We start from the raw sequence: 25,080 nt of genomic DNA, 5'->3' as shown, positions 1-25,080 counted from the left end.
GACATGCCATGACCCGCATCACCAACCGGATCGTGAACCTGCGCGCGGCCGGGGTGAGTTTCGTCGTCGAACTCCAGGCTCCGCTGCCCCGTGTCCTGCACTGGGGCGAGGACCTCGGTGAGCTGACCGGCGACGGTCTCGCGGCCCTCGGGCTGACGGCGGACGCCGCCACGCTCAACAACGCCCCCGACGAACCACGTCGGTTCACGGTCTGGCCCACCGAGGCCGACGGCTGGCTGGGCACCCCCGCCCAGCAGGGCCACCGGGCCGGGACGGCCACCGCCCCCAGGGTCGTGATGACCGGAGCCGAGGAAGGCCCCGGCCAACTGGCCATCGCCCTCCACGACACCGATGCCGCGCTCGACATCACCCTGACCTACCGGCTGGACCCGTCCGGCGTCCTGGGCGTGCGCACCAGCGTCTCGTGCCCGGCCCCCGGCCAATCCGGCACCGCCGCCACCGTCCCGTACGACCTCGCCGCCACCACCGCGCTGCTCCCGCTGCCGAACAGGGCCCAGGAGATCCTGGACTTCACCGGGAAGTGGTGCCGCGAACGCACCCCGCAGCGTGGCCGGCTGGCGTTCGCGGGCCATGTCCGTGAGGTGCGCCGGGGCAAGCCCGGAGTGGACGCGCCGCACCTCCTGACGGTCGGGGTCCCCGGATTCGGGTTCCGTACCGGCGAGGTCTGGGCCCTCCACGTGGGGTGGAGCGGCAACCAGCGCTGGCTCGCCGAACGGCTGCCCGAGGGCGCCGGGGTGCACGGGGGAGTCCTCGGCGGCGGCGAACTGCTGGCTCCCGGCGAGATCCGGCTGGCCCCGGGCGACCGGTACACCTCCCCCGAATGCTTCTTCGCCTGGTCGGGGGAGGGGCTGGACGGGCTGGCCGGCCGCTTCCACACGATGCTCCGCGCCCGCCCCGGCCATCCGTCGTCGCCCCGGCCGCTGACCCTGAACACCTGGGAGGCGGTCTACTTCGACCACCGCCCCGAACGGCTGCTGGCGCTGGCCGACGCGGCGGCCGCCGTCGGGGTGGAGCGACTGGTCCTGGACGACGGCTGGTTCCTCGGCCGCCGGGACGACACGGCGGGGCTCGGTGACTGGACGGTGGACCCGCAGGTGTGGCCCGAGGGGCTGACCCCGCTGGCGGACCGGGTGCACGGCCACGGAATGCAGTTCGGGCTCTGGGTGGAGCCGGAGATGGTGAACCTCGACTCGCGGCTGGCCCGCGAGCACCCCGAGTGGATCCTCGGCCCGTCCGCCGGAGTGGGCCCGAGCTCCCGCCACCAGTACGTGGTGAACGTCGCCGACGAGCACGCCTTCGCCCATCTGCTGGAGCGGCTGGACACGCTCGTCACCGACTACGGCATCGACTATCTCAAGTGGGACCACAACCGGGATCTCCACGAGGCGGTGCGGCGCGGGGCGGACGGCGCCGACCGGCCCGGCACGCACGCCCAGACGGTGGCTCTGTACCGGTTGATGGACGAACTCAGGCAGCGCCACCCCGCGTTGGAGATCGAGTCGTGCTCCAGCGGCGGCGGACGCGTGGACCTCGGCGTCCTCGCCCGTACGGACCGGGTCTGGGCGTCCGACTGCAACGACCCGGTGGAGCGCCAGTCGATCCAGCGCTGGACGGCGCAGCTGCTGCCGCCCGAGCTGATCGGCACCCATGTCGGGGGCCCGCGCAGCCATACGACGGGGCGGGTCACCGATGACTCGTTCCGGCTGATCACCGCGTTGTTCGGGCACGCGGGCATCGAGGACGACCTGACCGGGCGCACCCCGGAGCAACGCGCGGCGCTGGGCCGGTGGGCGGCGCTCTACAAGGAACTGCGCGGCCTCCTGCACGGCGGACGGGTCGTCAGGGCGGACCTCGACGACGAGGCGACCCAGCTGCACGGCGTGGTCGCGGCGGACGGCGGCGCCGCGCTGTACTGCTGGGCGCGCACGGAGACCTCGGTGCCGGGGCAGTCCGGCCGGGTCCGGCTGCCCGGCCTCACCCCCGGGCGGCCCTACCGGGTCCGGATCCGTACGGAGGCGGGGCTGCCCGCGCTGCACCAGGTCACCGGCCCCCTCTGGTGCACGGCGGCGCTCGACGGCTGGGTCCCGGTGCCGGGCACCGTACTGAGCGGTGCGGGGCTGCCGATGCCGACGCTCAACCCGGGGCAGGCCCTGCTGATCGAGGTCGCGGCGCAGGTGTCCGCCGGCTGACCGGCGGCGCACCGGCCCGCCCCGGTGGGGCCGGTGCGCCGCCGCCGGCCGGGGTCACGGGCTCGCCGCGTCGTAGCCGTAGCGCAGCGGGCCGTCGCCCGGGGGCAGGCCGAGCCGGTACACGTACAGGGCCTCGGCCCGGACGCCGCCCGGCGCGGCCTCCACCTCGCAGGGACGGGTGACCTGTACGACCGTGGGCCGGTCGGTGACGCGCAGGCGCAGGCCGTGGGCGGGGCCCCCGACGAGCACCGCGTGCTCCTCGCGTGTCGTGCAATCGGTATCCATGCTCATACTTTAAAGGTTGCGCAATGAAAGGAGTCTTTACCTTCGGTCCTTTCAGGCCCCGGTCGCGGCCACCGGGTCCGCCGAGGCGCCGGACGCGATACCGAAGGCGGGCTCCGGCACCTGCGCGGGGCTGATCAGGGTGGAGCGCCGGCCGTCCGTGCCGACCGGGACGTCTCCGTCGATGGTGACGCGGCGCAGCTTGCGCTCGTGGGTGTCGGAGTCGTCCACCCCGTAGTGCTGGGTGGCGCGGTTGTCCCAGATGGCGACGTCGCCGGCCCGCCACTGCCAGCGCACGGTGTTCTCCGGGCGCTCGATGTGGGACTGGAACAGGTCGATGAGCGCCCGCGAGTCGCGGCCGGTGAGCCCGCTGACGCGCTGGACGAAGTTACCCAGGAGCAGCACCCGTTCGCCCGTCTCCGGGTGGACGCGGACCACCGGGTGCTCGGTGAGGAACTTCGTCGAGGTGAACACCTTCCGGTACTGGGCGAGCGCCTCCGGCAGGGCGTCGGGGCGCAGCGCGACGTAGTCGTAGTCGTTGGAGTGGACGGCCCGCAGGCCGTCGGCCAGGGTGCGCAGCGGCTCGGGCAGCCCGGCGTACGCGGCGGCGGTGTTGGACCAGAGGGTGTTGCCGCCGTAGGGCGGGACGGTCACCGCGCGCAGGATGGAGAAGGCCGGATAGGCGGGTACGAAGGTGACGTCGGTGTGCCACTGGTTGGCGCGGCCGCCGTGGTCGGAGTCGATGCCCAGTGAGTAGCGGCCGTCGGCGGACGGGACGGTCGGGTGGGCGACCGGGGTGCCCAGCAGCCTGCCGAACGCCTCGTGGCTGTCCTCGTCCAGGTGGTCCTGGCCGCGGAAGAAGACGACCTTGCTGGCCAGCAGCGCGGCCCGGACGGCCGCGACCGTCTCCGGGGCGAGGTCGCCGCCGAGACGTACCCCGGAGATGACGGCGCCGATACGTCCGCCGACCTTCCGGACGGTCACGGTGGATGCGGAAGCGGATGCGGAAGCGGTGGTTGCCGAGGACATTGCGGGAATCCTTTCGAGAGGTACGCCCCATGGGCGGCGGACCGAGGGCGGCGGACCGCCACCGCCGGACGCGGTTACGTGCGGACGCCGGGATGCCGGGACGGGGCGTGTCGGGACGTGGCGGTGGCGCGGTGCGACAGGGGCGGTCAGGCAGCGCTACAGCGGCCCGGACACCCGGGCGGCAGCGCGGTGCGGCCGGCGCGCGGGGCGGGCCGCGCATCGGGAGTGGCCGTCGCGAACATGTTCCGGAGACTCGCAGCGCCCCGTCGGGTACGTCAACCACGTGCCCGCACCGCGCGGGGCGCCCGGGCACGGTCCGGGACCCGTCCCGGCGGGCCCCGGAAAACCGCCCCCGACCAGGGCTTCGCGGTCCGCGACCGACCATCCGCGCACGGGGCCGGGGCACCGTGCGCGAGGCCCCGCGCGAATTCACGCCGCCGTAATGTCGCGCCGCGCCCGCGTGTCCGCTCGCCGGCCGTCCGGGACCTCCATCGATTGGCGGGGGCGGACGGGCAGGACTAATCTCGTGTGAGTGAACGGATGCGTTCACTCAACGGCTTGAATCTGCGAGCTCCGCACGCTCTGCAAGCGATCCCATGACGGAATCCCACGCGACACCCCGCCAGTCTGCCGAGTCCCCGAAGGGGGCACACGGCAGCGGGATCGCCCTACTCGTCATCTGCTCGTGCCAGTTGATGGTGGTTCTCGACATCACCATCGTGAACATCGCCCTTCCGCACATCCAGACCGCCCTGGGCTTCTCCACCGAGAACCTCTCCTGGGTGGTCAACGCCTACACGCTGACGTTCGGCGGACTGCTGCTGCTGGGCGGGCGGCTCGGTGACATCCTCGGCCGCCGCAGAGTCTTCATGTTCGGCGTCGTGCTCTTCGCCTTCGCCTCCTTGCTCGGCGGGCTCTCCCAGGAATCCTGGCAGCTGCTGGCGGCGCGTTCCCTCCAGGGCGTCGGCGGTGCCATCGCCTCGCCGACCGCGCTCTCACTCATCACCACGACCTTCCGCGAAGGGCCGGACCGCAACAGGGCGTTCGGCGTCTTCGCCGCCGTCTCGGCCGGCGGCAGCGCCATCGGGCTGCTGGCGGGCGGGCTGCTGGTGGAGTGGCTCGACTGGCGGTGGATCTTCTTCGTCAACGTCCCCATCGGGCTGCTGATCGTGCTCGCCACACCCCGCTTCATCCGGGAGTCCGAACGCCACCCGGGCCACTTCGACGTGGCGGGGGCACTGACGGCCACGCTGGGCATGGTGCTGCTCGTCTACGGCTTCATCCGCGCGTCCGAGGAGGGCTGGAGCAACGGCCTCACCCTGGGAGCCTTCGCCGCGGCCGTCGTACTGCTCGCCCTGTTCATCGCCATCGAGGGCCGGTCGAGGCAGCCCATTACGCCGCTGTGGATGTTCCGCGACCGCAATCGCGCCGGTGTGTACGGGATGATGCTGTGCCTGTCCGCCGCGATGTTCGGAATGTTCTTCTTCCTGACCCTCTTCGTGCAGAACATCCTGAGCTTCAGCCCGCTCCGGGCCGGACTCGCCTTCCTTCCGGTCAGCGCGATCATCGCCGTGGGTGCCGGGTTCACTTCGCGGCTGCTGCCCAGGTGGGGGCCGAAACCCTTCATGGTGACGGGCTCCCTCCTGTGTGCCGCCGGGCTCGGCTGGCTGACCCAGGCGGACGCCGACAGCACGTATCTGGGCAGCCTGCTCGGTCCGGTGCTGGTGTTCGGGCTCGGGATGGGGCTGCAGTTCGTCTCGCTGACGCTGATGGCCGTGTCCGGTGTCCGGTCGCGGGAGGCGGGCGCGGCGTCCGGGATCCTCAACACCATGCAGCAGGTGGGCGGTTCGCTGGGCCTGTCCATCCTGGTCACGGTCTTCGGTACGGCCAGCCGCAACGAGGCCACCCATCAGGTCCCGGGCTTCCTGTCGCAGGCGACCCCCGCGCAGGTGGCGCAGTTCCGCAGGACCGGCCAGCTGCCGGGGCAGTGGGGCGAGCAGGTGCTGGTGACGGGCATCTCCAGGGCCTTTGTCACCGCCGTCGTCTTCGCCGTGGTGGCCGCGCTGATCGCGCTGATCATCGTCAAGGTGCGCCCCTCGGACATCGAGCGGCTGCGGGGCGGCGGCGCCGCGATGCCCGTGGCCGCGGAGGCCGCTGACGCTCCGGAGGGAGCGGCGGCGCCGGATGCCCCGGACGAGCCCGCCCGGCAGCGGCCACGGCCGGGTGGCCAGGATCCCCCCGATCCGGAACGATGACACCGCGACAGCCGGACAACCCCCTGACAGGTCCTACGCCTTCGGCGCCGGTGAATCCGGCTCGCGTCGCGCCGTACCGTCCTCGCGGGCCAGCCGGCCGGGCCACCACACGCGCGGGCCGACGTCCAGGAAGAGCGACGTGACCAGCACGGAGCGCACGACGAAGGTGTCCAGCAGCACGCCCAGCGCCACCGCGAAACCGATCTCGGCGAACACCACGACCGGCAGCGTGCCGAGCGCCGCGAAGGTCCCCGCCAGCACCAGACCCGCCGACGTGATCACCGCACCCGTCGCGGCGAGGCCCGCCACCACGCCCGCCCTGGTGCCCTGGAGAGCGGCCTCCTCGCGGATCCTCGTCGACAGGAAGATGTTGTAGTCGATGCCCAGCGCCACCAGGAACACGAAGACGAACAGCGGGAAGTCCGTGGGCTCGCCCGCGTAGTCGAAGACGAAACGGAACGCCAGCGCGCTGACGCCGAGCGCCGCCGCGAAGGACAGCACCACCGTGGCGATCAGCAGCAGGGGCGCGACCACGGCACGCAGCAGCAGCGCGAGGATGATCAGCACCACCAGGAGCACCAGGGGAATGATCAGCATGTTGTCGTGCCGGGTCGCGGCGTCCATGTCGATCAGCGCCGCGGTGCTGCCGCCCACCTGTGCCTCGGCACCCGGCACCGCGTGCACCGCGTCACGGACCCGCTCCACGGTCTCCTTCGCCCCGTCGCTGTCCGACGGGGCGGTCATCGTCGCCTGAAGGATGACCCGGCCGTCCGCCTCCGGCCGCGCACCCGGCGGCACGATGACGGAACCGGGCACCACCCCGGGTGTCGTCGCCACCGCACGGCGTACCGCGTCGTCCCGCCCGGCCGAGGCGATGACCAGCAGGGGGTCCCCGCTGCCCGCCGGGAAGTAGCGGTCCAGCACCTCCTGGCCGGTGACCGAGTCGGGCTTTCCGGTGAAGGAGTCGGCGTTGCTGAGGCCCGAGGCGTTGAGCTGCGTCAGCCCCAGCGACAGGGCGGCGAGCACCAGCGCGGTGGTGGCCCAGACGGTCCGGGGGCGGCGGGCCAGACGCTGCCCCGTCCGGGCCCAGATCCCGCGCTCGGTCGGCTCGGCGGAGCCGAAGTGCGGGACGACCGGCCAGAAGACCCACCGGCCGAAGATCACCAGCAGGGCGGGCAGCAGCGTGAGCATGGCGATCAGCGCGACCGCCACGCCGATCGCGGCCACCGGCCCCAGCCCCCGCGTCGAGTTCATCTCCGCGACCAGCAGCACCAGCATGCCGAGCACCACGGTCCCGCTGCTCGCCAGCACGGCGGGCCCGGCCCGGTGCAGCGCCCGCGCCATCGCGTCGTGACGGTCCTCGTGCCGGCGCAGCTCCTCCCGGTAGCGCGCCACCAGCAGCAGCGCGTAGTCCGTGCCCGCGCCGAACACCAGCACCGTGAGGATGCCGGCGCTCTGCCCGTTCACCGTCAGACCCGCGTGCGCGGCGAGCAGATAGATCAGCGCCTGCGCGCTGAAGAGCGCCGCCACCACCGCGATCACCGGCAGCAGAAGCAGGGTGGGGCTGCGGTAGGTGATCAGCAGCATCACGATGACCACGCCGAGAGCGGCGATCAGCAGCGTCGAGTCGATGCCGGAGAAGGCGTCCGACGAGTCCGCCGAGATACCGCCGGGCCCGGTGACGTGCACGGCGAGTCCGCCGCCGCTGCCGCCCACCAGATCACGGATCGAGTCGACGGCCGGTCCGAGCTGTTTCCAGCCCTCGTCGCCCATCGTGATGGGTACGAAGATCTGCGCGGCCGAGGGGGAGACCTTCTTGTCGAACACGGGGCCCTGGGTCTGCGGGCCGCGGATCCCGTGCACCCGCGTGGTCCGCAGCTCCCGCGCGTCCTGGGCGATCCGGGAACGGTCCGCCCCGGTGAGGCCGCCCTCCCTGGCGTACACGACGACCGCGGTGATGATCTCGGGCCTGAAGTCCTTCGAACTCTCCAGGACCTGGGTGGACTCCGCGCTGCTCGGCAGCCAGGAAGCGGCGTCGTTGTCCTGCGCGTCGGTGAGCTTCTGCGCGAGCGGCGCGGCGACGACGAAGACGATCAGCCACAACGCCACCACCAGCCACTTGGTGCGCCGGCCGCAGACCAGCGACGCCACCCCCGCTCTTCGGCCCCGCTGCGGATCCGGCATGGCACTCCCCGTACTTCGTCAGGAGTGACGTCGTGATCGAGGGAGACGGCGGCCGCCTGCACGGGCCGCGCAGCACCGTTTCCGCAACGCCACCCGCTCCCACGTTCCGTGCCGGTGAGAGTAGGCGGCGGCCCGCGCGGTATCCCCGCGACCCGCCGACGGGCGGCTGCCGGGCCCCGGTCGGGCTATCCGGCGTCGCGGGGGTGCGACCGGCCCCCTGACGCCCGGCACCGCACCGGGCGCCCGGGGCGCGGTTCTCAGCCCTTGACGGTGAAGCCCGCCCGCAGCAGCGCCTCGTCGCGCGAGGACGGGCCGACGAGCAGCTCGAACCCGCCCGGCTCGACGATACGGTTGCCCGCGGCGTCCACCAGACTGCACTCCGCGACCGGCAGTTCGATGACCACCTCGCGCGACTCGCCGGGTTCGAGCACCACCTGACGGTAGGCCTTGAGCTCCTTCTCGGCCCACGTCACCGACGTCACGGTGTCGCTGATGTACGCCTGCACCGTCTCCCGCACCGGCCGGTCACCGGTGTTGCTGACCCGGACGCGCGCCCGCAGGACGTCGTCCGCGCCGAGGTCCTCCGTGAGCACCTCCAGCTCGGTGTACGAGACGCTCGTGTAGCTCAGGCCCTCACCGAAGGCGAACGCCGGACTCTGCGTCAGATCGGCGTAGCGGGAGCCGTGCTGGCCACGTACCTGGTTGTAGTACGTCGGCTGCTGACCCGAGTGGCGGGCGAAGGAGACCGGCAGCCGGCCGGACGGCTCGATGAGGCCGAGCGCCAGTTCGGCCACCGCCCGGCCGCCGAGCATGCCCGGGTTGAAGGCGTGCACGATCGCCGCCGCGTTGTGCGCGGAGGGCGGCAGCACCAGCGGCTTGGAGCTGATGACGACCACCACCAGCGGCTTGCCCGTCGCGGCGAGCGCGTCGAGCAGCGCGACCTGGCCGCCGATCAGCTCCAGGGTCGCGGTCGAGCGCCCCTCGCCGACCAGCTCGATACGGTCACCGACGACCGCGACGACATAGTCGGCGGCCTCGGCCGCGGCGACGGCCTCGCCGATCAGCGCCTCGGAGGGCTCAGAGGGAACGACGACCTCCGGCCGGGGCTGCCCGTCGGGGAAGAACGCGCCCAGCGGGTCGGGCCCCACGGTGAGGATGTCGGCCCCGCGTGCGTGGGTGACGGTCCAGCCGTCCGGCACATGCTCTCGGAAGCCTTCCAGCACGGTACGGATCATGTCGCGCGGCTGACCGTCCGGCAGCCAGTCCGCCTGACCGGAGGAGCCCGCCCAGTCACCGAGCTGGGTCTGCGCGTCGTCGGCGTTGGGCCCGATGACCGCGACCGTACGCGGCTCCGCCCCGGTGGCCGCGAGCGCGCGCCCGTCCGGTCCGGCCGTGAGACCGCCGGCCAGCGGCAGCGTGCCGTCGTTGGTGAGGAGCACCAGCGAGCGGCGGGCCGCTTCGAGGTTCAGCTCGGCGTGCCCGGCGCTCCCGATGACCTCGGCCTGCCGCTCGCGGTCCGGATGGCGCGGGTTCTCGAACAGGCCCAGCTCGAACTTGAGCGTGAGGATCCGGCGGACCGCCGCGTCGATCTCCGCCTCGTCGAGCGTGCCGGCGGCGACCGCCTCCTGCGCGCCTCCGAAGAAGTCCGGCGTCGTCATCACCATGTCGTTGCCCGCCCGGACCGCGGCGGCGGCCGCCTGCGCGTGGTCGGCGTAGACCCGCTGCTCCCACACCATGCGGCCGACGTTGTCCCAGTCGGTCACCAGCGTTCCGGTGTAGCCCCACTCACCGCGCAGCACCTCGTTCAGCAGCCAGTTGTTGACGGTGATCGGGACCCCGTCCATCGACTGGTACCCGAGCATGAACGTCCGGCAGCCCTCCTTGGCGACCCGCTCGAACGGGGGCAGGAACCACGAACGGAGCTTGCGGCGCGAGATGTCGGCCTCGCTCGCGTCCCGTCCGCCCTGGGTCTCCGAGTAGCCGGCGAAGTGCTTGGCGCAGGCCAGGATCGCCGTCGGGTCGTCGAGGCCGTCGCCCTGGTACCCGCGCACCATGGCGGAGGCGAGCTCGCCGATGAGGAACGGGTCCTCGCCGAACGTCTCGCTCACCCGGCCCCAGCGCAGGTCCCGGGTGATGCACAGGACCGGGGAGAACGTCCAGTGCACGCCGGTCGCGGCGACCTCGACGGCCGTCGCCCGCGCGATGCGCTCGACGAGTTCGGGGTCCCAACTCGCGGCCATGCCGAGCTGGGTGGGGAAGATCGTGGCCCCCTCCCAGAACGAGTGGCCGTGGATGCAGTCCTCCGCGACGAGCAGCGGGATCCGCAGCCGGGTCCGCTCGGTGAGCGCGGCCGCCTCCAGGACGCGGTCGGGGGAGGCGTGCAGGATCGAGCCCGCGTGCATCTCCTCGATGTGGTGCCGGACCCCGTCCTTCGCGTTCAACTGGAGCATCTGGCCGACCTTCTCGGGCAGCGTCATCCGCCCGGCCAGATCGGCGACGCGCTCGGAGACGGACAGCGCGGGGTCGAGATAGGGCAGTGAGGAGCCCACAGGAGTTCCTTTCACAACGTCGATGACGTTCTCATCGGGCGGATACCTGGGTGGCGGAAGGACCGGCCGGCCCAACTCGGCCACCCGGTCCCACCGTACGCCGAATCCCGACCGGGTGGTAAGTATGTGAGTATGCAACTGTACTCATTGACGCCGTCGGGGACGGCCGGGGAGAGTGGCACATGACCGGCGATACACGGCGTGGCTACGCCAAGGGCCGGGCCAAACGCGTGGAGATCCTCGACCAGGCCATGGCCATCTTCGGTGAGGCCGGCTACCGGGGCGCGTCGTTGCGGGTGATCGCCACCCGCTGCGGGATCTCGCATCCCGGCCTGCTGCACCACTTCCCGACCAAGCAGTCGCTGCTGCTCGCGGTGCTGGAACACCGCGACGAGGTCGACTCCCAGTGGCTCGCCCTCGGCAGTCCGAAGGGCGTCGGCCGGCTGCGCAGGCTCGTCGACCTCGCCGCGCTCAACGCCGAACGCCGGGGGATCGTGGAGCTGTTCTCCGTACTCGCGGCAGAGGCGACCTCCGCGGACCACCCGGCCCACGCGTACTTCGTGGAGCGCTACCGCACCTCACTGCTCTCCACGGAGGTCTCCTACCGGGAGGCGCGGGACGAGGGCGCGCTGCGTGCCGGGATCGAGCCCGACGAGGCGGCGCAGCAGCTGATCGCCATGATGGACGGGCTTCAGGTCCAGTGGCTCATCAGCGGCTGCGTGACGGACATGGCCGCTGTGCTGCGGGCCCACGTACAGGCGCAGTTGACCGTGGCGCTGTGAGGCCAGGAGCCCGTGCCGCCCGTGGGCGGCACGGGCGGTATCAGGCTCCCCGCGAACCGCTGAGGTCCGCCGCGAGCAGAGCCTCTAGGCCGATGAGGGCGGTCGAGCCGGGCCCCGTGCAGGCATGGGCACCTGCCACCGCGCCCAGCCGCGCGCAGTCGTGGACGTCCCTGCCGTCGAGCCTCCCGTACAGGAAGCCGGTGACGAACGCGTCGCCCGCGCCGTTGCTGTCCACCACCGGGGCCGGCGGGACGGTCGCCGGTACGTGGTACGGGTCCGGTCCGCCGTCACGGGTGAGGAACCAGGAGCCCTCGGCCCCCGCCGTGGCGACCACGGTCCGCGCGCGGCCCTCGCGCAGGATCTGCCGCATCAGCGCGGGGGCGCGCTCTCCCGTCGACGCGGCACTGAAGAAGACGAGATCGGACCGCAGGGCGAACTCCCGCTGGTGCTCGGCCAGTCCGTCCCAGTCGTGCAGATCGGTGGAGACGGGGACACCGAGCGCCTCGATGTCGTCGTACAGGAATCTGGTGAAGCCCGTGATGGACAGGTGCACATGACGGGCGCGCCGCAGCCGGGGCAGATAGAAGTCCCGGGGCATCCGCAGCTCCGCGGGGTCCCGGGCGTCGTAGAACGACATCCGGCGGCCCTTCGCGTCCACCAAATTGACCGCGCGCCGGGTGCCCGCCGCGGAGATCAGCGGATGGAACTCCACATCGCCCTCGGCCAGCCGCTCGCGCACCAGGGCGCCGGTCGGATCGTCACCGATGCAGTCGAGCAGGGCCACGTCCAGACCGAGCGCCCGCGCGCCGAGGGCCACATTGCCCCCGGTCTGCCCGGCCCACTCCGCGATCGGACCCACCATGACGGAATCGGCGAGCGGGACCGGCAGGGAGTCGACGCGGACGATGGTGTCCACCCCGCTGCCACCTACCACCACAACGTCGTACCCGGGTTGTCGCTGGATCACTGTGCCGCCTCTCTCGTCCCGCCGCGGCCAGTATCTCTGACCGGACGGCGGCACCGGGGCCGTTCTCTGCGAGCGGTCCGGCAGCCCGCTGCCTATGATCGAGCGGGGGCCTTGGACCTGATCTGTGGAGGCTTTTCGATGCTGTCGGTGCTCGAACCGCGTGACATTCCTCCGCGCCTCGCCACTGGCGCGTTCATCCTGAATTCCGGCCTGGGCAAGCTGAAGGCCGACGAGGAGACCGCACAGACCCTGCACGGCATGGCCTGCACCGCCTACCCCTTTCTCGACCGGATCGAGGCCGGACGGTTCACCCGGCTGCTCGCCTGGTCCGAGATCGCGGTCGGCAGCGCACTGCTGGCCCCCGTCGTGCCGACCCGGCTCGCCGGACTGGCGCTGACCGGGTTCTCCGGCGGACTGCTCGGCCTGTACCTGCGGGTCCCCGGAATGCGTGAGCCGGGCAGCCTGCGCCCCAGCCAGGCAGGCGTTCCACTGGCCAAGGACGCCTGGATGTTCGGCATCGGGCTCGGCTTCCTCGGCGCGGGAGCACACCGCTGCTCCGCGCCGCGCCGCCGTTGCCGCCGGCACCGCGGGTGCGGCCGCTGAACGACCCGGCGGGCGGTGGCACGCGTCCCGGGCCACCGCCCGGAGTCAGTCGCGCACCCGGGCCATCAGCAACGCCACGTCGTCGTGGTGGCTGGGGTCCCGGAGCTCGCGCAGCAGCCGGTCGCAGGACGCCTCCAGCGACGCGTCCGGCTCGCGGAGCAGCTCCCGCAGGGCGGCCAGCCGGGTGTCTATGTCCTGGTCACGCGTCTCGACCAGACCGTCCGTGTACAGGACGAGCCGGTCGCCCGGTCCCAGCTCGAACGTGACGTCGCTGAAAGGAACACCGCCCACGCCCAGCGGCGCCCCGGCCGGCAGGTCGAGCAGCCGGGGCGGGCCCCCGGCCGGGATCAGCACCGGCGGCAGATGCCCGGCGGTACTCACCCGGCAGCTGTCGCGGGCCGGGTCGTAAACGACGTAGACGCAGGTGGCGAACCACGGGTCCAGATCGGCGGTGATCTCGTCGAGGTGCCCGAGCACCTCCGCGGGCCGCAGCCCGATCCTGGACAGCGTCTGGGTGGCCGTCCGTAGCCGCCCCATCGTGGAGGCCGCGTTGATACCGCTGCCCATGACATCACCCACCACCAGGGCGGTCCCGCCGTTCCGCAGCGGGATGACGTCGAACCAGTCGCCGCCGACCTCGTACCGCGAGGCGGCCGGCCGGTAGCGGGACGCCACCTCCAGCCCGGCCGGGGAGTGGTGGTTGTGCGGGAGCATGCTGCGCTGGAGGGTGAGGGCGGTCTCCCGCTGCTGCCGGAACAGCCGGGCGTTGTCGATGCAGACCGCCGCGCGGGCGGCCAGCTCGCAGGCCAGCACCTCGTCGTCAGCGGTGAACGGCCGCGGGTTGTCCGTCCGGATGAGGTCGATGGCGCCCAGCACCTCGCCCCGGGCGATCAGCGGCACCGCCAGGTAGGAGTGCGCGCCGGCCTCGGCCAGCAGCCCCGCGGAGCGGCTGTCGCGGGCGACGCGCGACAGCGCCTCCGCGTCGAGGTGGGGCACCCGCACCGGTTCCGCCGTACGCACGCAGCGCGTGATCAGCCGGTCGGCTCCGTAATGGGCCGCGTGACCCGGCGGATCCGCCGCCTCCACGACCGGTGTGGGCCGGGCCGCGACGACGGCCAGCGCCTGGATGAGGGCCGGGCCCTCGGTCCGGCTGGGACGCCCCTTCAGCACACTGTCCAGGACATCGACCGCCGCGACGTCGGCGAGCGCGGGAACCGTGACCTCGGCCAGTTCCCGCGCCGTCTGCTCCAGGTCCAGGGTGGTCCCGATGCGCACGGAGGCGTCCGCGACCAGCGCCAGCCGGTGCCGGGCCCGCTCCGCCTCGGCCTCCGCCCGGTGGTGGTCGGTCATGTCGATCAGCGAGACGGCCAGGCCCAGCACCTGACCACCGGAGTCCTCCAGCCGGTACAGCGACATCGACCAGGCGCGGTCGGTCTCCGGATCGGCCGCGGTACGGCCCTCCACCTGATGGCCCACCTGCGGCACACCGCTCTTCAGGACCTCGCGCATCGCCGCCTCGGCCACTTCGGCGTCGAGGAAGGGCAGCGCCTCCCCGACCCGGCGCCCCAGGTGCTCGGCCGCGCTCAGACCGTTCATCCGCTCCAGCGCGGGGTTCACCGCCAGATACCGCAGATCGCTGCCCAGGACCGCCAGACCGATCGGCGACTGGTCGACCAGGCGCACGGACAGCGCCAGATCGCGCTCCACCTGCCGCAGCGTCGCCCCGTCGGTGGCCAGCCCCAGCGCGAAGAAGTCGCCCCGGTCGTCCTGCAACCGCATGTTGCGGAACTCCAGCAGCCGGCTGGTGCCGTCCTTGCACCGTACGGGGAAGCTCCCCGCCCACGTCTCACCGCTGTCCATCACCTCGGAGAACAGCCTCAGCACCAGCTCGAAGTGCTCCTCGTCGACCAGGATGCGGGCGGCGAACCTGCCCAGCGCCTCCTGCGGCGTGTAGCCCAGCAGCCGCTCGGCCTGCGGGCTCCACAGCACGATGCGGCCCTCGGTGTCGAGCATCATCGCGGCCGTCCCGAGGACGTCCACCAGACCGGTCTCGGAAGAGCGGCGCACCGCTGCCCGGCGGGCTTCGCCCGAGCCGGTCCGCATGTCATCGGTGCCGTCCACGGACCATCCTTCCCAAGCCGTCGCCGTGCCCGGACACAAGGTTCGCTGTCTCCCATGGTCGCCCCGGACCCGCCGCCACCGCAGCTCCTGCGAACCGGAGATCCTTCTCGCGGGAGGTTTCGGAGAGCTCACGACGGTCACCCGCAGCGTACTGATCCCCGCACACGAACACGACAGTCTGGAGTGTGAGACCCATGGAGAACTGGCGCGAGCGGGCTGCTTGCCGCGAAGAGGACCCCGACCTGTTCTTCCCCATCGGGGCCACCGGCCCCGCGCTCGTACAGACCGAGGAGGCCAAGGCGGTGTGCCACGGCTGCCCCGTGCGGGCCGAGTGCCTGCGGTGGGCCCTGGAGAACGGCCAGGACACCGGCGTGTGGGGCGGTCTCGGCGAGACCGAGCGGCGCGCGCTCAAGCGGCGCAGCCGCCGACGGGCCAAGGAGTACGGCTGAGCCGGGGCCTGCGGACCGCCGGCCGCCCCGCGTGATGATTGCGCCGTCACCGGGTACACGATGAGTCATGGACACCACGGCATGGCTCATCATCGGCGCGGTTCTCGTGCTGCTCACCGTGGGTATCGCCGCCGTCCTTCTGGTGCGGGTGTTCCGGGCCAGGAAACTGCTGGTCGACGCCGGTATACCGCTGCAGAACAAGGCACTGGTCTGGGCGGCGGTGATCTACACGGTGTCACCTGTGGACCTGCTGCCCGACCCCGTGTACCTCGACGACATCGGCTTCCTGATGCTGGCGCTGCGCTCCCTGCACGCCGCCGCGCGGGCTGCCGGGGTCGGCGGCCGGACCGAGCGGCCGGCCGAGTCCACCCGGCTCGTGCCCTAGGGCCTGTCCGGGCCCGCTGAACGCGCCGCGGCCCCGTTCGCCGAACCCGTCGCGTCAAGCTCGTTGACAGCTGAACGGCTACACGTCACTCTCCTGGGAGAGCGCTCTCCCATTCGGTTTCGGGATACGTCCCGCACTCTTCTGCCAGGAGAGAATGTGCACAGACCTAGCGCAGCCCTGCCCGCGAGACCGCGTACGGGCACGCTGTTGATCACTCTTCTCGCGCTTCTCGCGTCGTCGCTCGTGATGCTCACGGCGACCTCCGCCCGAGCCGCCGATTCCCTGCTCTCCCAGGGGAAAACCGCCACCGCCTCCTCCCGCGAGGGGGACGGCTACCCGGCGTCGGCGGCCGTGGACGGGGATACGAGCGGCACCCGCTGGGCCAGTGAATGGAGCGACCCGCAGTGGATCCAGGTTGACCTGGGGGCCACCGCGAACCTGAGCAGGGTCGTCCTGACCTGGGAGTCCGCCTACGGCAAGGCGTACCGGATCGAGGCGTCCGACAACGGAACGGACTGGCGCACGCTCAAGACCGTCACCGACGGCGATGGCGGCACCGACGAGCTGGCCGTCTCCGGATCCGGCCGGTACGTCAGGATGTACGGCACCGCCCGCGCCGGCGGCTACGGCTACTCCCTCTGGGAGTTCCAGGTGTACGGCAGCACCGACGGCACACCGCCCGCCACCGGCGGCGCGGTCCGGGTCACCGGCTCGCAGGGCAACTGGCAGCTGACCGTCGACGGCAAGCCCTACCAGGTCAAGGGACTGACCTGGGGCCCGTCCGTCGCCGACGCGGCACGCTATCTGCCCGACCTGAAGTCGATGGGTGTCAACACCATCCGTACCTGGGGCACCGACGCCTCCTCCAAGCCACTGCTGGACGAGGCCGCGGCCAACGGCATCCGGGTCGTCAGCGGCTTCTGGCTCCAGCCGGGCGGCGGTCCCGGCAGCGGCGGCTGCGTCAACTACCTGACCGACGACGCGTACAAGGCGTCCTCGCTCACCGAGTTCGCCAAGTGGGTCGACACGTACAAGAAGCACCCCGGCGTACTCATGTGGAACGTCGGCAACGAGTCGGTGCTCGGTCTCCAGAACTGCTACAGCGGTGACGAGCTGGAGAAGCAGCGCAACGCCTACACCACCTTCGTCAACGACGTGGCGAAGAAGATCCACACGATCGACCCCGACCACCCGGTGACCTCGACCGACGCCTGGACGGGTGCCTGGCCTTACTACAAGCGCAACGCCCCGGACCTGGACCTGTACTCGGTCAACTCCTACGGCGACATCTGCGGGGTGCGCGGCGCCTGGGAGTCCGGTGGCTACAGCAAGCCCTACATCATCACCGAGGGCGGCCCGGCCGGTGAGTGGGAGGTCCCGGACGACGCCAACGGCGTTCCGGACGAGCCCACCGACGTGCAGAAGGCCGAGGGCTACACCAAGGCCTGGAACTGCGTCACGGCCCACCAGGGCGTCGCCCTGGGCGCCACGCTCTTCCACTACGGAACGGAGCACGACTTCGGCGGCGTCTGGTTCAACGTGGTGCCCGACGGCAAGAAGCGGCTCTCGTACTACGCGCTGAAGAAGGCGTACAAGGGCTCCACCGCCGGGGACAACACCCCGCCCGTCATCAGCAACATGACGGTCCAGAACGCCAACGGCGCTCCTGCGGGCAGGGAGTTCACCGTCGGCGCCGACATCCGCGACCCGGACAACGACGCGCTGACGTACAAGATCTATCTGAGCGGCAACTACGCCACGGGTGACAAGGCCCTGGTCGAGGCGGAGTGGCGGTCCACGGGCAACGGCACCTTCGCGGTGAAGGCGCCGGAACGGCTCGGGGTGTGGAAGGTCTACATCCAGGCCGAGGACGGACACGGCAACGCCGGCATCGAGACCAAGTCGGTGAAGGTCGTGGTCCCGCCGGTCACCGGCACCAATCTGGCGCTCGGGCGCCCGGCCACCGCCACCTCGGCCCAGGCCGGCAGCACCGGCTGCCCCTGCACCCCCGCCATGGCGGTCGACGGCAGGATGGACACCCGCTGGGCCAGCGACTGGAGCGACCCCCAGTCGATCCAGGTCGACCTCGGTGAGCGCAAGTCCTTCCGCCACCTCCAGCTGGTGTGGGACCCGGCCTACGCCAAGTCGTACGAGGTACTGGTCTCGGACGACGGCAGCAACTGGCGCTCGGTGTACTCCACCACCAGCGGTAACGGCAATGCCGACGATCTCGACATCGCCCAGACGGCCCGGTACGTGAAGCTCAGCCTCACGCAGCGGGGCACGGCCTGGGGCTACTCGCTCTGGGAGTTCGGCGTCTACAGCTGATCACCCGGCGGCGCCGGTGAGGGGAGTCCGCCTCACCGGCGCCGCGTCCCGCGGGGCGTGTCGTCGGCGCGGCCGGGGCAGGGGAACGGCATGGTGATGACATGAACGTCGCAGATATTCTGGTGGACGGATACACCCGCGTCCGGGAGACGGTGCACTCGGCCGTCGAAGGCCTCGAACCCGAAGATCTCCACGCCCGCCTCGACAAGGGCGCGAACTCGATCGCCTGGCTCGTCTGGCACCTGACCCGGGTCCAGGACGACCACATCGCGGACGCGGCCGGCATCGAACAGATCTGGGCGGCCCAGGACTGGGCCGCCCGCTTCGATCTGCCCTTCGCCGAGGGAGCCACCGGCTACGGGCAGAGCAGCAAGCAGGTCGGAGAGGTGAAGGTGGACTCCGCGGAGCTGCTGATCGGCTACCACGACGCGGTGCACCTCCAGACCATCGGCTTCCTCCAGGGCCTCGACGGCAAGGCGCTGGACCGCGTCGTGGACGAGGCCTGGTCGCCGCCGGTCACCCTGGGCGTACGGCTGATCAGTGTCCTGTCGGACGATCTCCAGCACGCCGGGCAGGCCGCCTTCGTGCGGGGCTCGCTGGAGCGCCGGTAGCCCCGGCCTCAGGTAAGCGGTCCGCGAGCGCGGGCGTAGCGCCCCGGGCTGGTGCCCACGACGCGCTTGAAATGGCGGGCCAGATGGGACTGGTCGTAGAAACCGGCCGACATCGCGACCTCTGGCCCCGGCAGCCCCTGGAGGAGAAGCCGGCGCGCCAGATCGACCCGGCGCCCGGTCACGTACTGGTGCGGTGCCATCCCGAACTCCCGGCTGAAGGCCCGCACCAGATGCGTGTGATGGGCGTGCAGGCGCAGCGCCGCCTCCTGGAGCGAGATGCCCGCCACGAACCGTTCGTCCAGAAGATCGCGCAGCCGGTGGGCGATCCTGCGGTCGTGCACGTACCGGACGGGCTCCAGCCGGTTGCGCAGATGCTGGTCGAGCCGCTCCGCGACCAGGGCCAGCCGGCTCGCCGCCTCCAGTTCGTCGCCCGGCCGGGAGAGCGTCGTGTGGAGCCGGGCGATCCGGCGCCGCAGCGCCGGATCGGGCAGCACGGGGCTGTCCACGGCCATGCCGATCAGCCGCTCGTCGACCTGTGCGGTGTTGAGGTACAGGACGCGTTTGCGGAAGCCCTCCGGGGTCGCGGCGCCGCCGTTGTGCGGAATGTGCGGCGGCAGCAGCGTCACCACATGACTGAGCACGCCGTGCTCGTGGTGGTCCAGGTCGTAGCGGACCATGCCCTCGTCGACGATGAGCAGGGTCCACGCGTCATGCGTGTGCATGGGGTAGGAGTGATCGACGAAGTGGGCGTGGAAGACCTCTTCGATCCCTTCCACGGGCGGACACCACGCGGTGATGTCCGGACGAGCAGCCATGAACCGATCGTACGCCCGGCGCGCCGGGCCGCCCCGCCGCTCCCGGCAGCGTGCAAAGTTCGTACAAGACGGACCGGGGGAGGGGCGGGCAGGCTCGGGGACATGACACACGAAACCGCCCCCGTCCGCTTCGACACCAAGATCGCCGTACTGCTCCGGGACGACCTGCTGACCTGGCAGCGGCTGAACGTCACGGCCTTCCTGGTGAGCGGGCTCGGCACGGCGGTGCCCGAACTCGTCGGTGAACCGTACGCCGACGCCGACGGCACCCCCTACCTGCCGATGTTCCGCCAGCCGGTCCTGGTCCTCGAAGGCGGCAAGGAGGTGCTGACCGCGGCCCACACCCGTGCGGTCGGCCGGGGCGTGCCGCTCTCGGTGTTCACGTCCGACCTCTTCTCGACGGGCAACGACCGGGACAACCGGGCCGCCGTCCGGGCCGTGCGGCGGGACGGGATGGACCTGGTCGGGCTGGCCGTGCACGGCCCCCGCAACGCCGTGGACAAGATCCTCAAGGGCGCGTCCATGCACTCCTGACCGTGGTCGCCGCCGGCCCGGTACTTACGGGGCCGGCGGCGCGCCCGGACCCCGTCACACGGTGCGTTCGACGAAGTAGGGGAGCAGCGCGAGGAGTTCCCCGGCCGCCTCCGGCTCCAACGCGACGCTCTCCAGGCAGGCGCGGGCGCTGTCCAGGTGCCGGTGGGCCTCGGCCACGGTGGCCGACCGCCCGCCGGCCTCCTCGGCGAGACGGGCCGCCCGCCGCGCCGCCGCGTCGTCGAGCGGCTCGCCGGTACGCAGCAGCGCGCCCAGTTCCAGCGCCGCCCGGTCGCCCGCCGCGAGGGCGGTCAGGACGGGGTACGTCTTCTTCTGCCGGCGCAGATCGCTGTGCACCGGCTTGCCCGTGACCTCCGGGTCGCCCCAGATGCCGAGCACGTCGTCCATGGCCTGGAAGGCGACGCCGAGATGGCGTCCCGCGGAGGTGAGGGCGTCGACGGCCGTCCGTCCGGCCCCGCCGAGCACGGCGCCCAGACCGGCGGCGCAGCCGAGCAGCGAGCCCGTCTTGTGCTCGGCCATCAGCCGGTACTCGTGCGGCCGTACGGCATCGGGTCCGGTCCAGGGGCGGGACTCGAAGAGCAGGTCGTCGGCCTGACCGCGGACCAGGTCGTTCAGCGTCCCGGACAGCAGCCGCACCGCCTGCACACAGTGCGCGCCGGGGGCGTCCGCCAGGGTCTGCACGGCCAGTGCGAAGAGCGCGTCGCCCGCCAGGACGGCGGGCCCGGTCCCGTAGGCCTTCCAGGCGGTGGCGCGCTGCCTGCGGGTCTCGTCGCCGTCCATGATGTCGTCGTGGAGCAGCGAGAAGGTGTGGATCAGCTCGGCCGCGACGGCTCCCCGTACCGCACTGCGCGCGTGCGCGCCGACGGCCTCCGCGCCGAGCACCGCGAGGGCCTGCCGGATTCCCTTGCCCTGCCCACCGGGGACGGCCCGCCCACCGGGCCCGTCCCAGCCGAGCGAGAACGCGGTGATCTCGGCGTGCCAGGGATGCAGCTGCCGCACGGCCCGCTCCAGACCGGGCCGGACGAGAGCGCGGCAGCGGGCGAGTATCTCCGGCGCCGTGGCCTGCTGGGTCACCGGCGGTGTCATCGGCGGCCGGCTTCCCCGGCCACCGTGTCACCGGCCGGTGACACGCCGAGTTCCGCGTAGGCCTTGTCGACCATGTCACGGGCGTTGAGCAGTCCTATCCGGTCCAGCGTGACCCGCAGCCCGTCCAGTTCCTCCGCGGTCTGCGCGCGGTCCCGGCCCAGCCGGGCGCGCGACTTGACCAGTCCGAGGCGGGCCAGCGCCTCTCCCCGGGGTTCGGTCATCGCCCGGAATTCCCCCAGCGCCTCCTCGTAGACCTGCCGCGCCTCCTCGTACCGCCCGGCGCGGTAGAGCACGTTGGCGCGCATCTTGTGGTTGTAGGCGAGGGCGCTGGACAAGTTCATTTCGCGGCAGGTCAGTTCGGCCTCCGACAGCAGGGCGAGCGCCCGCTCCGGGTCGTTGTCCCGTACGGAGATGATGTCGGCCATACCGCGCAGCGCCCAGGCCCGGCCGCGCCGGTCGTCGGCGTCCCCGGCGAGCTGCGCCGCCTCCTCGAACATCTCCAGGGCGGTGTCGAACGAGCCGGTGTTGCGGTGGATCTGCGCGATGCCCTCCAGGGCCCAGACGGTGTGCCGCGCCTCGCCGCGCGCCCGCGCCTCCGCGAGGAGCTGCTCGTGCAGCGCCGCGACGGTCCGGTAGTCGCCCTGGATGCGGCCGGTCTCGGCGAGCCCGGCGAGCGAGTAGCCGCGGGCGACCACATCGCCGCCCTTCTTGCCGAGGTCCGCCGCCAGGCCCAGCAGCCGGAAGGCGAGACGCAGCGCGCCCCGCTGGCGGGCGAGGGTGCCGCCGCTCCACAGCGCCCAGGCCATCGCCCCGGTGTCCTCCGCAGACCGGGCCGCGCGGTAACTGGCCTTCCAGGCGCGGTCGGCGTCCTGCACATGGCCCAGCCTGCGGTGCGCCTCCGCCACCGCGAGACCGGTGCGGGCCACTTCCTGCTGGGAGCCGGCGAGTTCGGCCGCCCTCAAGTGGCGTTCTCCCTCGGCCAGTACGTCGGTGAGGGAGGCGTTCACGGACATCTTGGTGAGGGCACCCTGGTACTCGGGCGCCAGTGCTTTGCTGTGCATGGGAGCCTTTCACGCGCGAACGGGACCGGCCATGTCAACTATACGCGTGATGTATACACGCAGTGCATAGTTGCCCGGTGGTCCGACCTGTGCGCTCATGGGGGGTCGGAAGAGGCTTGTCGTGTGCGGCGTACCGCCTTGTTGTGGATCAAGACGGCTGTGGCGCGCTCAGGGTTGCTTCGGGTTCACCTATTCGTTCGTACATCCGCTCCCGGCGTTCGTCCGGTCAGCCGGACCGGTCCGCCAGGTGCTCGGTGAACCACTCGCCGGCCAGCGCGGCGACCTCGTCCAGCGCGCCCGGCTCCTCGAACAGGTGCGTCGCGCCGGCGACGACGTCCAGCCGGTTCTCGCAGCGCAGCGCCGACTTCGCCTGCCGGTTCAGCTCCAGGACCCGCTCGTCGCGACCACCCACGACGAGCAGCGTCGGAGACCGGACGTCACCGAGGCAGGGGCCCGCCAGATCGGGCCGGCCGCCCCGGGAGACGACCGCGCCGATCCCCGTGCCGCGCTCCGCGCCCATGGCCGCCGCCGCCCGCAGCGCGGCGGCGGCCCCGGTACTCGCCCCGAAGACACCTACCGGCAGGGATTCGCGACGCAGCAGCCGGTCGGTGGCGTTCACCAGCCGTTCCGCCAGGGTCCCGATGTCGAAGACGTTGGCGCGCTCGGCCTCCTCCGCCGGTGTGAGCAGGTCGAAGAGGAGGGTGCCGAACCCCGCCCGGTGCAGGGCCGCCGCCACCGAGCGGTTGCGCGGACTGTGCCGGCTGCTGCCCGAGCCGTGCGCGAACACCACGAGAGCGCGGGCGGATCCGGCCGGGGTCAGCTCACCCGGCAGCACGACGCCGCCCGCCTCCACGTCCACCTCGACGGGCGTGGGCGCGGACGCCCGGTCCGCGGCCCGCGCCAGCAGCGCGACGACCTCCTCGTCCGGGGTCTGGCCGAAGTCCCGGTACCACTCGCCCACCGCGGCGAACCGGAGCGGCGTGGACAGGCACACCAGCTCGTCCACCTGGCCGCGTACCCGCTCGGCGGCGTCCGGCGCCGCGACGGGTACGGCGAGCACGACGCGCGCCGCGCCCTGCGCCCTGGCCACCTCGCAGGCGGCAAGGGCGGTCGCGCCGGTCGCGACGCCGTCGTCCACGATGATCACGACGCGTCCCTCGAAGCGAATGCGCGGCCGGTCGCCGCGGAAGGCGCGGGCCCGCCGCAGCAGCTCGGCGCTCTCGGCGCGCTCCACGGCGGCGAGCTCGGCGGCGGAGGCCCCGCTGCGGCGCAGGATGTCCTCGCTGATGACCCGCACACCGCCCTCACCGATGGCGCCGAAGCCCAGCTCGGGGTGGCGCGGGACGCCGAGCTTGCGGACCACGATCACATCGAGCGGCGCGCCGAGCTCCCGGGCGACCCGGAAGGCCACCGGGACCCCGCCCCGGGGCAGGCCCAGCACGACGGGATCGCTTCCCGCCAGCGGGCGGAGAGCCGTCGCGAGCCGTTGTCCCGCGTCGGCACGATCGGAGAACAGCACGGGGATTCACCCCAGACCGGAGGAGGAGGGACAGCCGTCCGCGCACCTTCTTCGAGTCGACACCGCGCACCACGGGTCCGCAAGCCGGCGGCGGAGCCCGTTCCGCCGGGAACGTCCTTCCCGGCGGAACGGCACATCACAGGACGGAACGCGCCACCCGGAACCCGGTGTCGTCGATCCGGAACGTCGGGTGGCTGCGCCGCCGTACCGATGCCCGGCAGCTCCAGTGCTCGTCGAACCAGCCGCCGCCGCGCAGCACCCGGTAGCTGCCGTACACCTCGGCGTCGTAGACGTCCCAGCACCATTCCCAGACATTGCCCAACATGTCGTACAGGCCCCAGGCGTTCGGCTCCCTGCCGCCCACCTCGCGCATCCGCTCCCGCGAGTTGCCGCGGTGCCAGGCGATGTCGTCGAGCTCCCCGTAACGCGCACCGGTCGTGCCGGCGCGGCAGGCGTACTCCCACTCCGCCTCCGTGGGCAGCCGGTACCCGTCGGCGGCATCGTCCCGGGCGACATCCTCGGCGGACTCCACGCCTTCGGCCCCGGAGCCGACGCGGTAGGCGGGGGTCAGCCCGGCCTGTACGGAGAGGGCGTTGCAGAACCGGACCGCGTCCAGCCAGGAGACGCTCTCCACGGGCAGCCGGCCGCCCTGCGCGGTGGCCGGGCGCTCGCCGGTGACCCGCGCGTACAGGTCCTGGGTGACCACGGACGCGGCGATCCGGTACGGGGCGAGACCGACCGTCCAACTGCGTTGCGTACGCCGGTCCGACAGCGTGACACGGCCCGCCGCGACGGTGATCATCCGGATGTCCGTGACTGTGTCCATGGATCACTGATCGTATCAACGCCGCCGGTAACGCCGCCCGGTTCGCGCCCGGCCGGGTCAGCCGGCCGACGCCTCGCGGGCGATCGCGTCGAACCTCGCGCCCATGGCCGCCGCCAGCGCCTGCGCCCCGGACAGCGGCCGGACCATCACCGTCAAGTCGTCGATCTCGCCCGCCTCGTTCAGATGCAGGAAGTCGCAGCCGCTGATCTCCCGGTCACCCACCTTCGCCTCGAACACGAGCGCGTGGTCGCGCCCGTCCGCACTCGCCATCTCCCGGACGTACCGGAAGTCCGAGAACACCTCGTTGACCGCGCGCAGGATCGCGGCGGTGAGGGGCCTGCCGGCGTACGGCTTGAACGCCACCGGGCTCGTGAAGACGACGTCCTCGGCCAGCATCGCCTCGATCGCGTCGAGATCGTGCGCCTCGACGGCTTCGCGGAAGGGGTGCATGCGGCGCTCCACAGTG

The 25,080-nt window shown here is 72.2% G+C and carries 21 protein-coding genes; 9 read left to right on the top strand and 12 right to left on the bottom strand.

Translation table 11 applies throughout. The features are described 5' to 3' along the window. Positions 1 to 8: 8 nt before the first annotated feature. Complete coding sequence (locus ACFVQ0_RS01795; protein ID WP_390083529.1) at positions 9 to 2,210, top strand: alpha-galactosidase; 2,202 nt, start codon at positions 9 to 11, stop codon at positions 2,208 to 2,210. 54 nt (positions 2,211 to 2,264) lie between these two features. Here ACFVQ0_RS01795 and ACFVQ0_RS01790 read toward each other — a convergent pair whose 3' ends face one another. Both ACFVQ0_RS01790 and ACFVQ0_RS01785 read right to left on the bottom strand, forming a co-directional pair. After that, positions 2,265 to 2,495 carry a hypothetical protein gene (locus tag ACFVQ0_RS01790; protein ID WP_073734695.1) on the bottom strand — a complete coding sequence of 77 codons (231 nt, stop codon included), beginning with the start codon at positions 2,493 to 2,495 and terminating at the stop codon, positions 2,265 to 2,267. Positions 2,496 to 2,546: 51 nt separating this feature from the next. Next, complete coding sequence (locus ACFVQ0_RS01785) at positions 2,547 to 3,521, bottom strand: TauD/TfdA dioxygenase family protein (RefSeq protein ID WP_390083528.1); 975 nt, start codon at positions 3,519 to 3,521, stop codon at positions 2,547 to 2,549. A gap of 596 nt (positions 3,522 to 4,117) precedes the next feature. Between ACFVQ0_RS01785 and ACFVQ0_RS01780 the strand changes: the two genes are divergently transcribed. Further along, complete coding sequence (locus ACFVQ0_RS01780; RefSeq protein ID WP_390083526.1) at positions 4,118 to 5,776, top strand: MFS transporter; 1,659 nt, start codon at positions 4,118 to 4,120, stop codon at positions 5,774 to 5,776. Positions 5,777 to 5,809: 33 nt separating this feature from the next. Here the strand turns inward: ACFVQ0_RS01780 and ACFVQ0_RS01775 are convergent, their stop codons facing one another. Together ACFVQ0_RS01775 and ACFVQ0_RS01770 are read right to left on the bottom strand one after the other, a co-directional pair. Then, positions 5,810 to 7,960: an MMPL family transporter gene (locus ACFVQ0_RS01775; protein WP_390083524.1), complete on the bottom strand. Its 2,151-nt coding sequence runs from the start codon at positions 7,958 to 7,960 to the stop codon at positions 5,810 to 5,812. Between the two features lie 257 nt (positions 7,961 to 8,217). Beyond that, a complete protein-coding gene (locus tag ACFVQ0_RS01770) occupies positions 8,218 to 10,509 on the bottom strand; it encodes a glycoside hydrolase family 3 N-terminal domain-containing protein (RefSeq protein WP_390083522.1) in 2,292 nt (763 codons plus the stop codon). Positions 10,510 to 10,691: 182 nt separating this feature from the next. Here ACFVQ0_RS01770 and ACFVQ0_RS01765 point away from each other — a divergent pair, with 182 nt between their 5' ends. Then, positions 10,692 to 11,291, top strand: coding sequence for a TetR/AcrR family transcriptional regulator (locus tag ACFVQ0_RS01765; protein WP_390083520.1), 600 nt, complete (start codon positions 10,692 to 10,694; stop codon positions 11,289 to 11,291). A gap of 40 nt (positions 11,292 to 11,331) precedes the next feature. Here the strand turns inward: ACFVQ0_RS01765 and ACFVQ0_RS01760 are convergent, their stop codons facing one another. Continuing rightward, complete coding sequence (locus ACFVQ0_RS01760) at positions 11,332 to 12,228, bottom strand: carbohydrate kinase family protein (RefSeq protein ID WP_390085342.1); 897 nt, start codon at positions 12,226 to 12,228, stop codon at positions 11,332 to 11,334. A gap of 168 nt (positions 12,229 to 12,396) precedes the next feature. Here ACFVQ0_RS01760 and ACFVQ0_RS01755 point away from each other — a divergent pair, with 168 nt between their 5' ends. Continuing rightward, positions 12,397 to 12,861: a hypothetical protein gene (locus tag ACFVQ0_RS01755; RefSeq protein ID WP_390083519.1), complete on the top strand. Its 465-nt coding sequence runs from the start codon at positions 12,397 to 12,399 to the stop codon at positions 12,859 to 12,861. 45 nt (positions 12,862 to 12,906) lie between these two features. Here the strand turns inward: ACFVQ0_RS01755 and ACFVQ0_RS01750 are convergent, their stop codons facing one another. Next, on the bottom strand, positions 12,907 to 14,964 hold the full coding sequence (locus ACFVQ0_RS01750) for a SpoIIE family protein phosphatase (protein WP_390085340.1): 2,058 nt from the start codon (positions 14,962 to 14,964) through the stop codon (positions 12,907 to 12,909). Positions 14,965 to 15,176: 212 nt separating this feature from the next. Between ACFVQ0_RS01750 and ACFVQ0_RS01745 the strand changes: the two genes are divergently transcribed. The 4 genes from ACFVQ0_RS01745 (at position 15,177) to ACFVQ0_RS01730 (ending at position 18,755) form a co-directional block, all read left to right on the top strand. Next, a complete protein-coding gene (locus ACFVQ0_RS01745; RefSeq protein WP_390085338.1) occupies positions 15,177 to 15,431 on the top strand; it encodes a WhiB family transcriptional regulator in 255 nt (84 codons plus the stop codon). A gap of 67 nt (positions 15,432 to 15,498) precedes the next feature. Beyond that, the gene (locus tag ACFVQ0_RS01740; protein ID WP_390083517.1) at positions 15,499 to 15,816 is read left to right on the top strand and encodes a YkvA family protein; all 318 of its coding nucleotides are present in this window, start codon (positions 15,499 to 15,501) and stop codon (positions 15,814 to 15,816) included. A 156-nt stretch (positions 15,817 to 15,972) separates the two neighbouring features. Then, positions 15,973 to 18,144 carry a discoidin domain-containing protein gene (locus tag ACFVQ0_RS01735; RefSeq protein WP_390083515.1) on the top strand — a complete coding sequence of 724 codons (2,172 nt, stop codon included), beginning with the start codon at positions 15,973 to 15,975 and terminating at the stop codon, positions 18,142 to 18,144. Between the two features lie 101 nt (positions 18,145 to 18,245). After that, positions 18,246 to 18,755, top strand: coding sequence for a DUF664 domain-containing protein (locus ACFVQ0_RS01730; RefSeq protein ID WP_390083513.1), 510 nt, complete (start codon positions 18,246 to 18,248; stop codon positions 18,753 to 18,755). 8 nt (positions 18,756 to 18,763) lie between these two features. Here ACFVQ0_RS01730 and ACFVQ0_RS01725 read toward each other — a convergent pair whose 3' ends face one another. Beyond that, on the bottom strand, positions 18,764 to 19,570 hold the full coding sequence (locus tag ACFVQ0_RS01725) for an AraC family transcriptional regulator (RefSeq protein WP_390083512.1): 807 nt from the start codon (positions 19,568 to 19,570) through the stop codon (positions 18,764 to 18,766). 102 nt (positions 19,571 to 19,672) lie between these two features. Here ACFVQ0_RS01725 and ACFVQ0_RS01720 point away from each other — a divergent pair, with 102 nt between their 5' ends. Beyond that, positions 19,673 to 20,104 carry a DUF2000 family protein gene (locus ACFVQ0_RS01720; RefSeq protein ID WP_390083511.1) on the top strand — a complete coding sequence of 144 codons (432 nt, stop codon included), beginning with the start codon at positions 19,673 to 19,675 and terminating at the stop codon, positions 20,102 to 20,104. Between the two features lie 54 nt (positions 20,105 to 20,158). Here the strand turns inward: ACFVQ0_RS01720 and ACFVQ0_RS01715 are convergent, their stop codons facing one another. The 5 genes from ACFVQ0_RS01715 to ACFVQ0_RS01695 all read right to left on the bottom strand — a co-directional run bounded on the left by ACFVQ0_RS01715 (position 20,159) and on the right by ACFVQ0_RS01695 (position 25,064). Next, entirely contained in the window at positions 20,159 to 21,208 is a 1,050-nt protein-coding gene (locus tag ACFVQ0_RS01715; RefSeq protein ID WP_390083510.1) for a polyprenyl synthetase family protein, read from the bottom strand. Next, positions 21,205 to 22,269, bottom strand: coding sequence for a tetratricopeptide repeat protein (locus tag ACFVQ0_RS01710; RefSeq protein ID WP_390083509.1), 1,065 nt, complete (start codon positions 22,267 to 22,269; stop codon positions 21,205 to 21,207). The genes ACFVQ0_RS01715 and ACFVQ0_RS01710 overlap by 4 nt, the downstream gene beginning before the upstream one ends. A 226-nt stretch (positions 22,270 to 22,495) precedes the next feature. Beyond that, positions 22,496 to 23,788 (bottom strand): phosphoribosyltransferase family protein, encoded by a 1,293-nt coding sequence (locus ACFVQ0_RS01705; RefSeq protein WP_390083507.1) that lies wholly within the window; start codon positions 23,786 to 23,788, stop codon positions 22,496 to 22,498. A 136-nt stretch (positions 23,789 to 23,924) separates the two neighbouring features. Further along, a complete protein-coding gene (locus tag ACFVQ0_RS01700; protein WP_390083505.1) occupies positions 23,925 to 24,614 on the bottom strand; it encodes a formylglycine-generating enzyme family protein in 690 nt (229 codons plus the stop codon). A gap of 57 nt (positions 24,615 to 24,671) precedes the next feature. Then, the gene (locus ACFVQ0_RS01695; RefSeq protein WP_390083503.1) at positions 24,672 to 25,064 is read right to left on the bottom strand and encodes a nuclear transport factor 2 family protein; all 393 of its coding nucleotides are present in this window, start codon (positions 25,062 to 25,064) and stop codon (positions 24,672 to 24,674) included. Positions 25,065 to 25,080: the final 16 nt, after the last annotated feature.

It is taken from the genome of Streptomyces sp. NPDC057900, from assembly GCF_042887885.1.
Taxonomy (GTDB): domain Bacteria; phylum Actinomycetota; class Actinomycetes; order Streptomycetales; family Streptomycetaceae; genus Streptomyces.
Note: the sequence above shows the minus strand (reverse complement) of the source record. Positions and strands in the feature narration are given on the sequence as shown.

Bases quoted from the DNA above. Each gene is read 5' to 3' on its own strand.
- ACFVQ0_RS01715 (WP_390083510.1), bottom strand. From the start codon at position 21,208: ATGACACCGCCGGTGACCCAGCAGGCCACGGCGCCGGAGATACTCGCC.
- ACFVQ0_RS01750 (WP_390085340.1), bottom strand. From the start codon at position 14,964: ATGCGGACCGGCTCGGGCGAAGCCCGCCGGGCAGCGGTGCGCCGCTCT.
- ACFVQ0_RS01745 (WP_390085338.1), top strand. From the start codon at position 15,177: ATGGAGAACTGGCGCGAGCGGGCTGCTTGCCGCGAAGAGGACCCCGAC.
- ACFVQ0_RS01700 (WP_390083505.1), bottom strand. From the start codon at position 24,614: ATGGACACAGTCACGGACATCCGGATGATCACCGTCGCGGCGGGCCGT.
- ACFVQ0_RS01765 (WP_390083520.1), top strand. From the start codon at position 10,692: ATGACCGGCGATACACGGCGTGGCTACGCCAAGGGCCGGGCCAAACGC.
- ACFVQ0_RS01785 (WP_390083528.1), bottom strand. From the start codon at position 3,521: ATGTCCTCGGCAACCACCGCTTCCGCATCCGCTTCCGCATCCACCGTG.
- ACFVQ0_RS01775 (WP_390083524.1), bottom strand. From the start codon at position 7,960: ATGCCGGATCCGCAGCGGGGCCGAAGAGCGGGGGTGGCGTCGCTGGTC.
- ACFVQ0_RS01780 (WP_390083526.1), top strand. From the start codon at position 4,118: ATGACGGAATCCCACGCGACACCCCGCCAGTCTGCCGAGTCCCCGAAG.
- ACFVQ0_RS01755 (WP_390083519.1), top strand. From the start codon at position 12,397: ATGCTGTCGGTGCTCGAACCGCGTGACATTCCTCCGCGCCTCGCCACT.
- ACFVQ0_RS01730 (WP_390083513.1), top strand. From the start codon at position 18,246: ATGAACGTCGCAGATATTCTGGTGGACGGATACACCCGCGTCCGGGAG.
- ACFVQ0_RS01740 (WP_390083517.1), top strand. From the start codon at position 15,499: ATGGACACCACGGCATGGCTCATCATCGGCGCGGTTCTCGTGCTGCTC.
- ACFVQ0_RS01795 (WP_390083529.1), top strand. From the start codon at position 9: ATGACCCGCATCACCAACCGGATCGTGAACCTGCGCGCGGCCGGGGTG.
- ACFVQ0_RS01720 (WP_390083511.1), top strand. From the start codon at position 19,673: ATGACACACGAAACCGCCCCCGTCCGCTTCGACACCAAGATCGCCGTA.
- ACFVQ0_RS01725 (WP_390083512.1), bottom strand. From the start codon at position 19,570: ATGGCTGCTCGTCCGGACATCACCGCGTGGTGTCCGCCCGTGGAAGGG.
- ACFVQ0_RS01710 (WP_390083509.1), bottom strand. From the start codon at position 22,269: ATGCACAGCAAAGCACTGGCGCCCGAGTACCAGGGTGCCCTCACCAAG.
- ACFVQ0_RS01790 (WP_073734695.1), bottom strand. From the start codon at position 2,495: ATGGATACCGATTGCACGACACGCGAGGAGCACGCGGTGCTCGTCGGG.
- ACFVQ0_RS01695 (WP_390083503.1), bottom strand. From the start codon at position 25,064: ATGCACCCCTTCCGCGAAGCCGTCGAGGCGCACGATCTCGACGCGATC.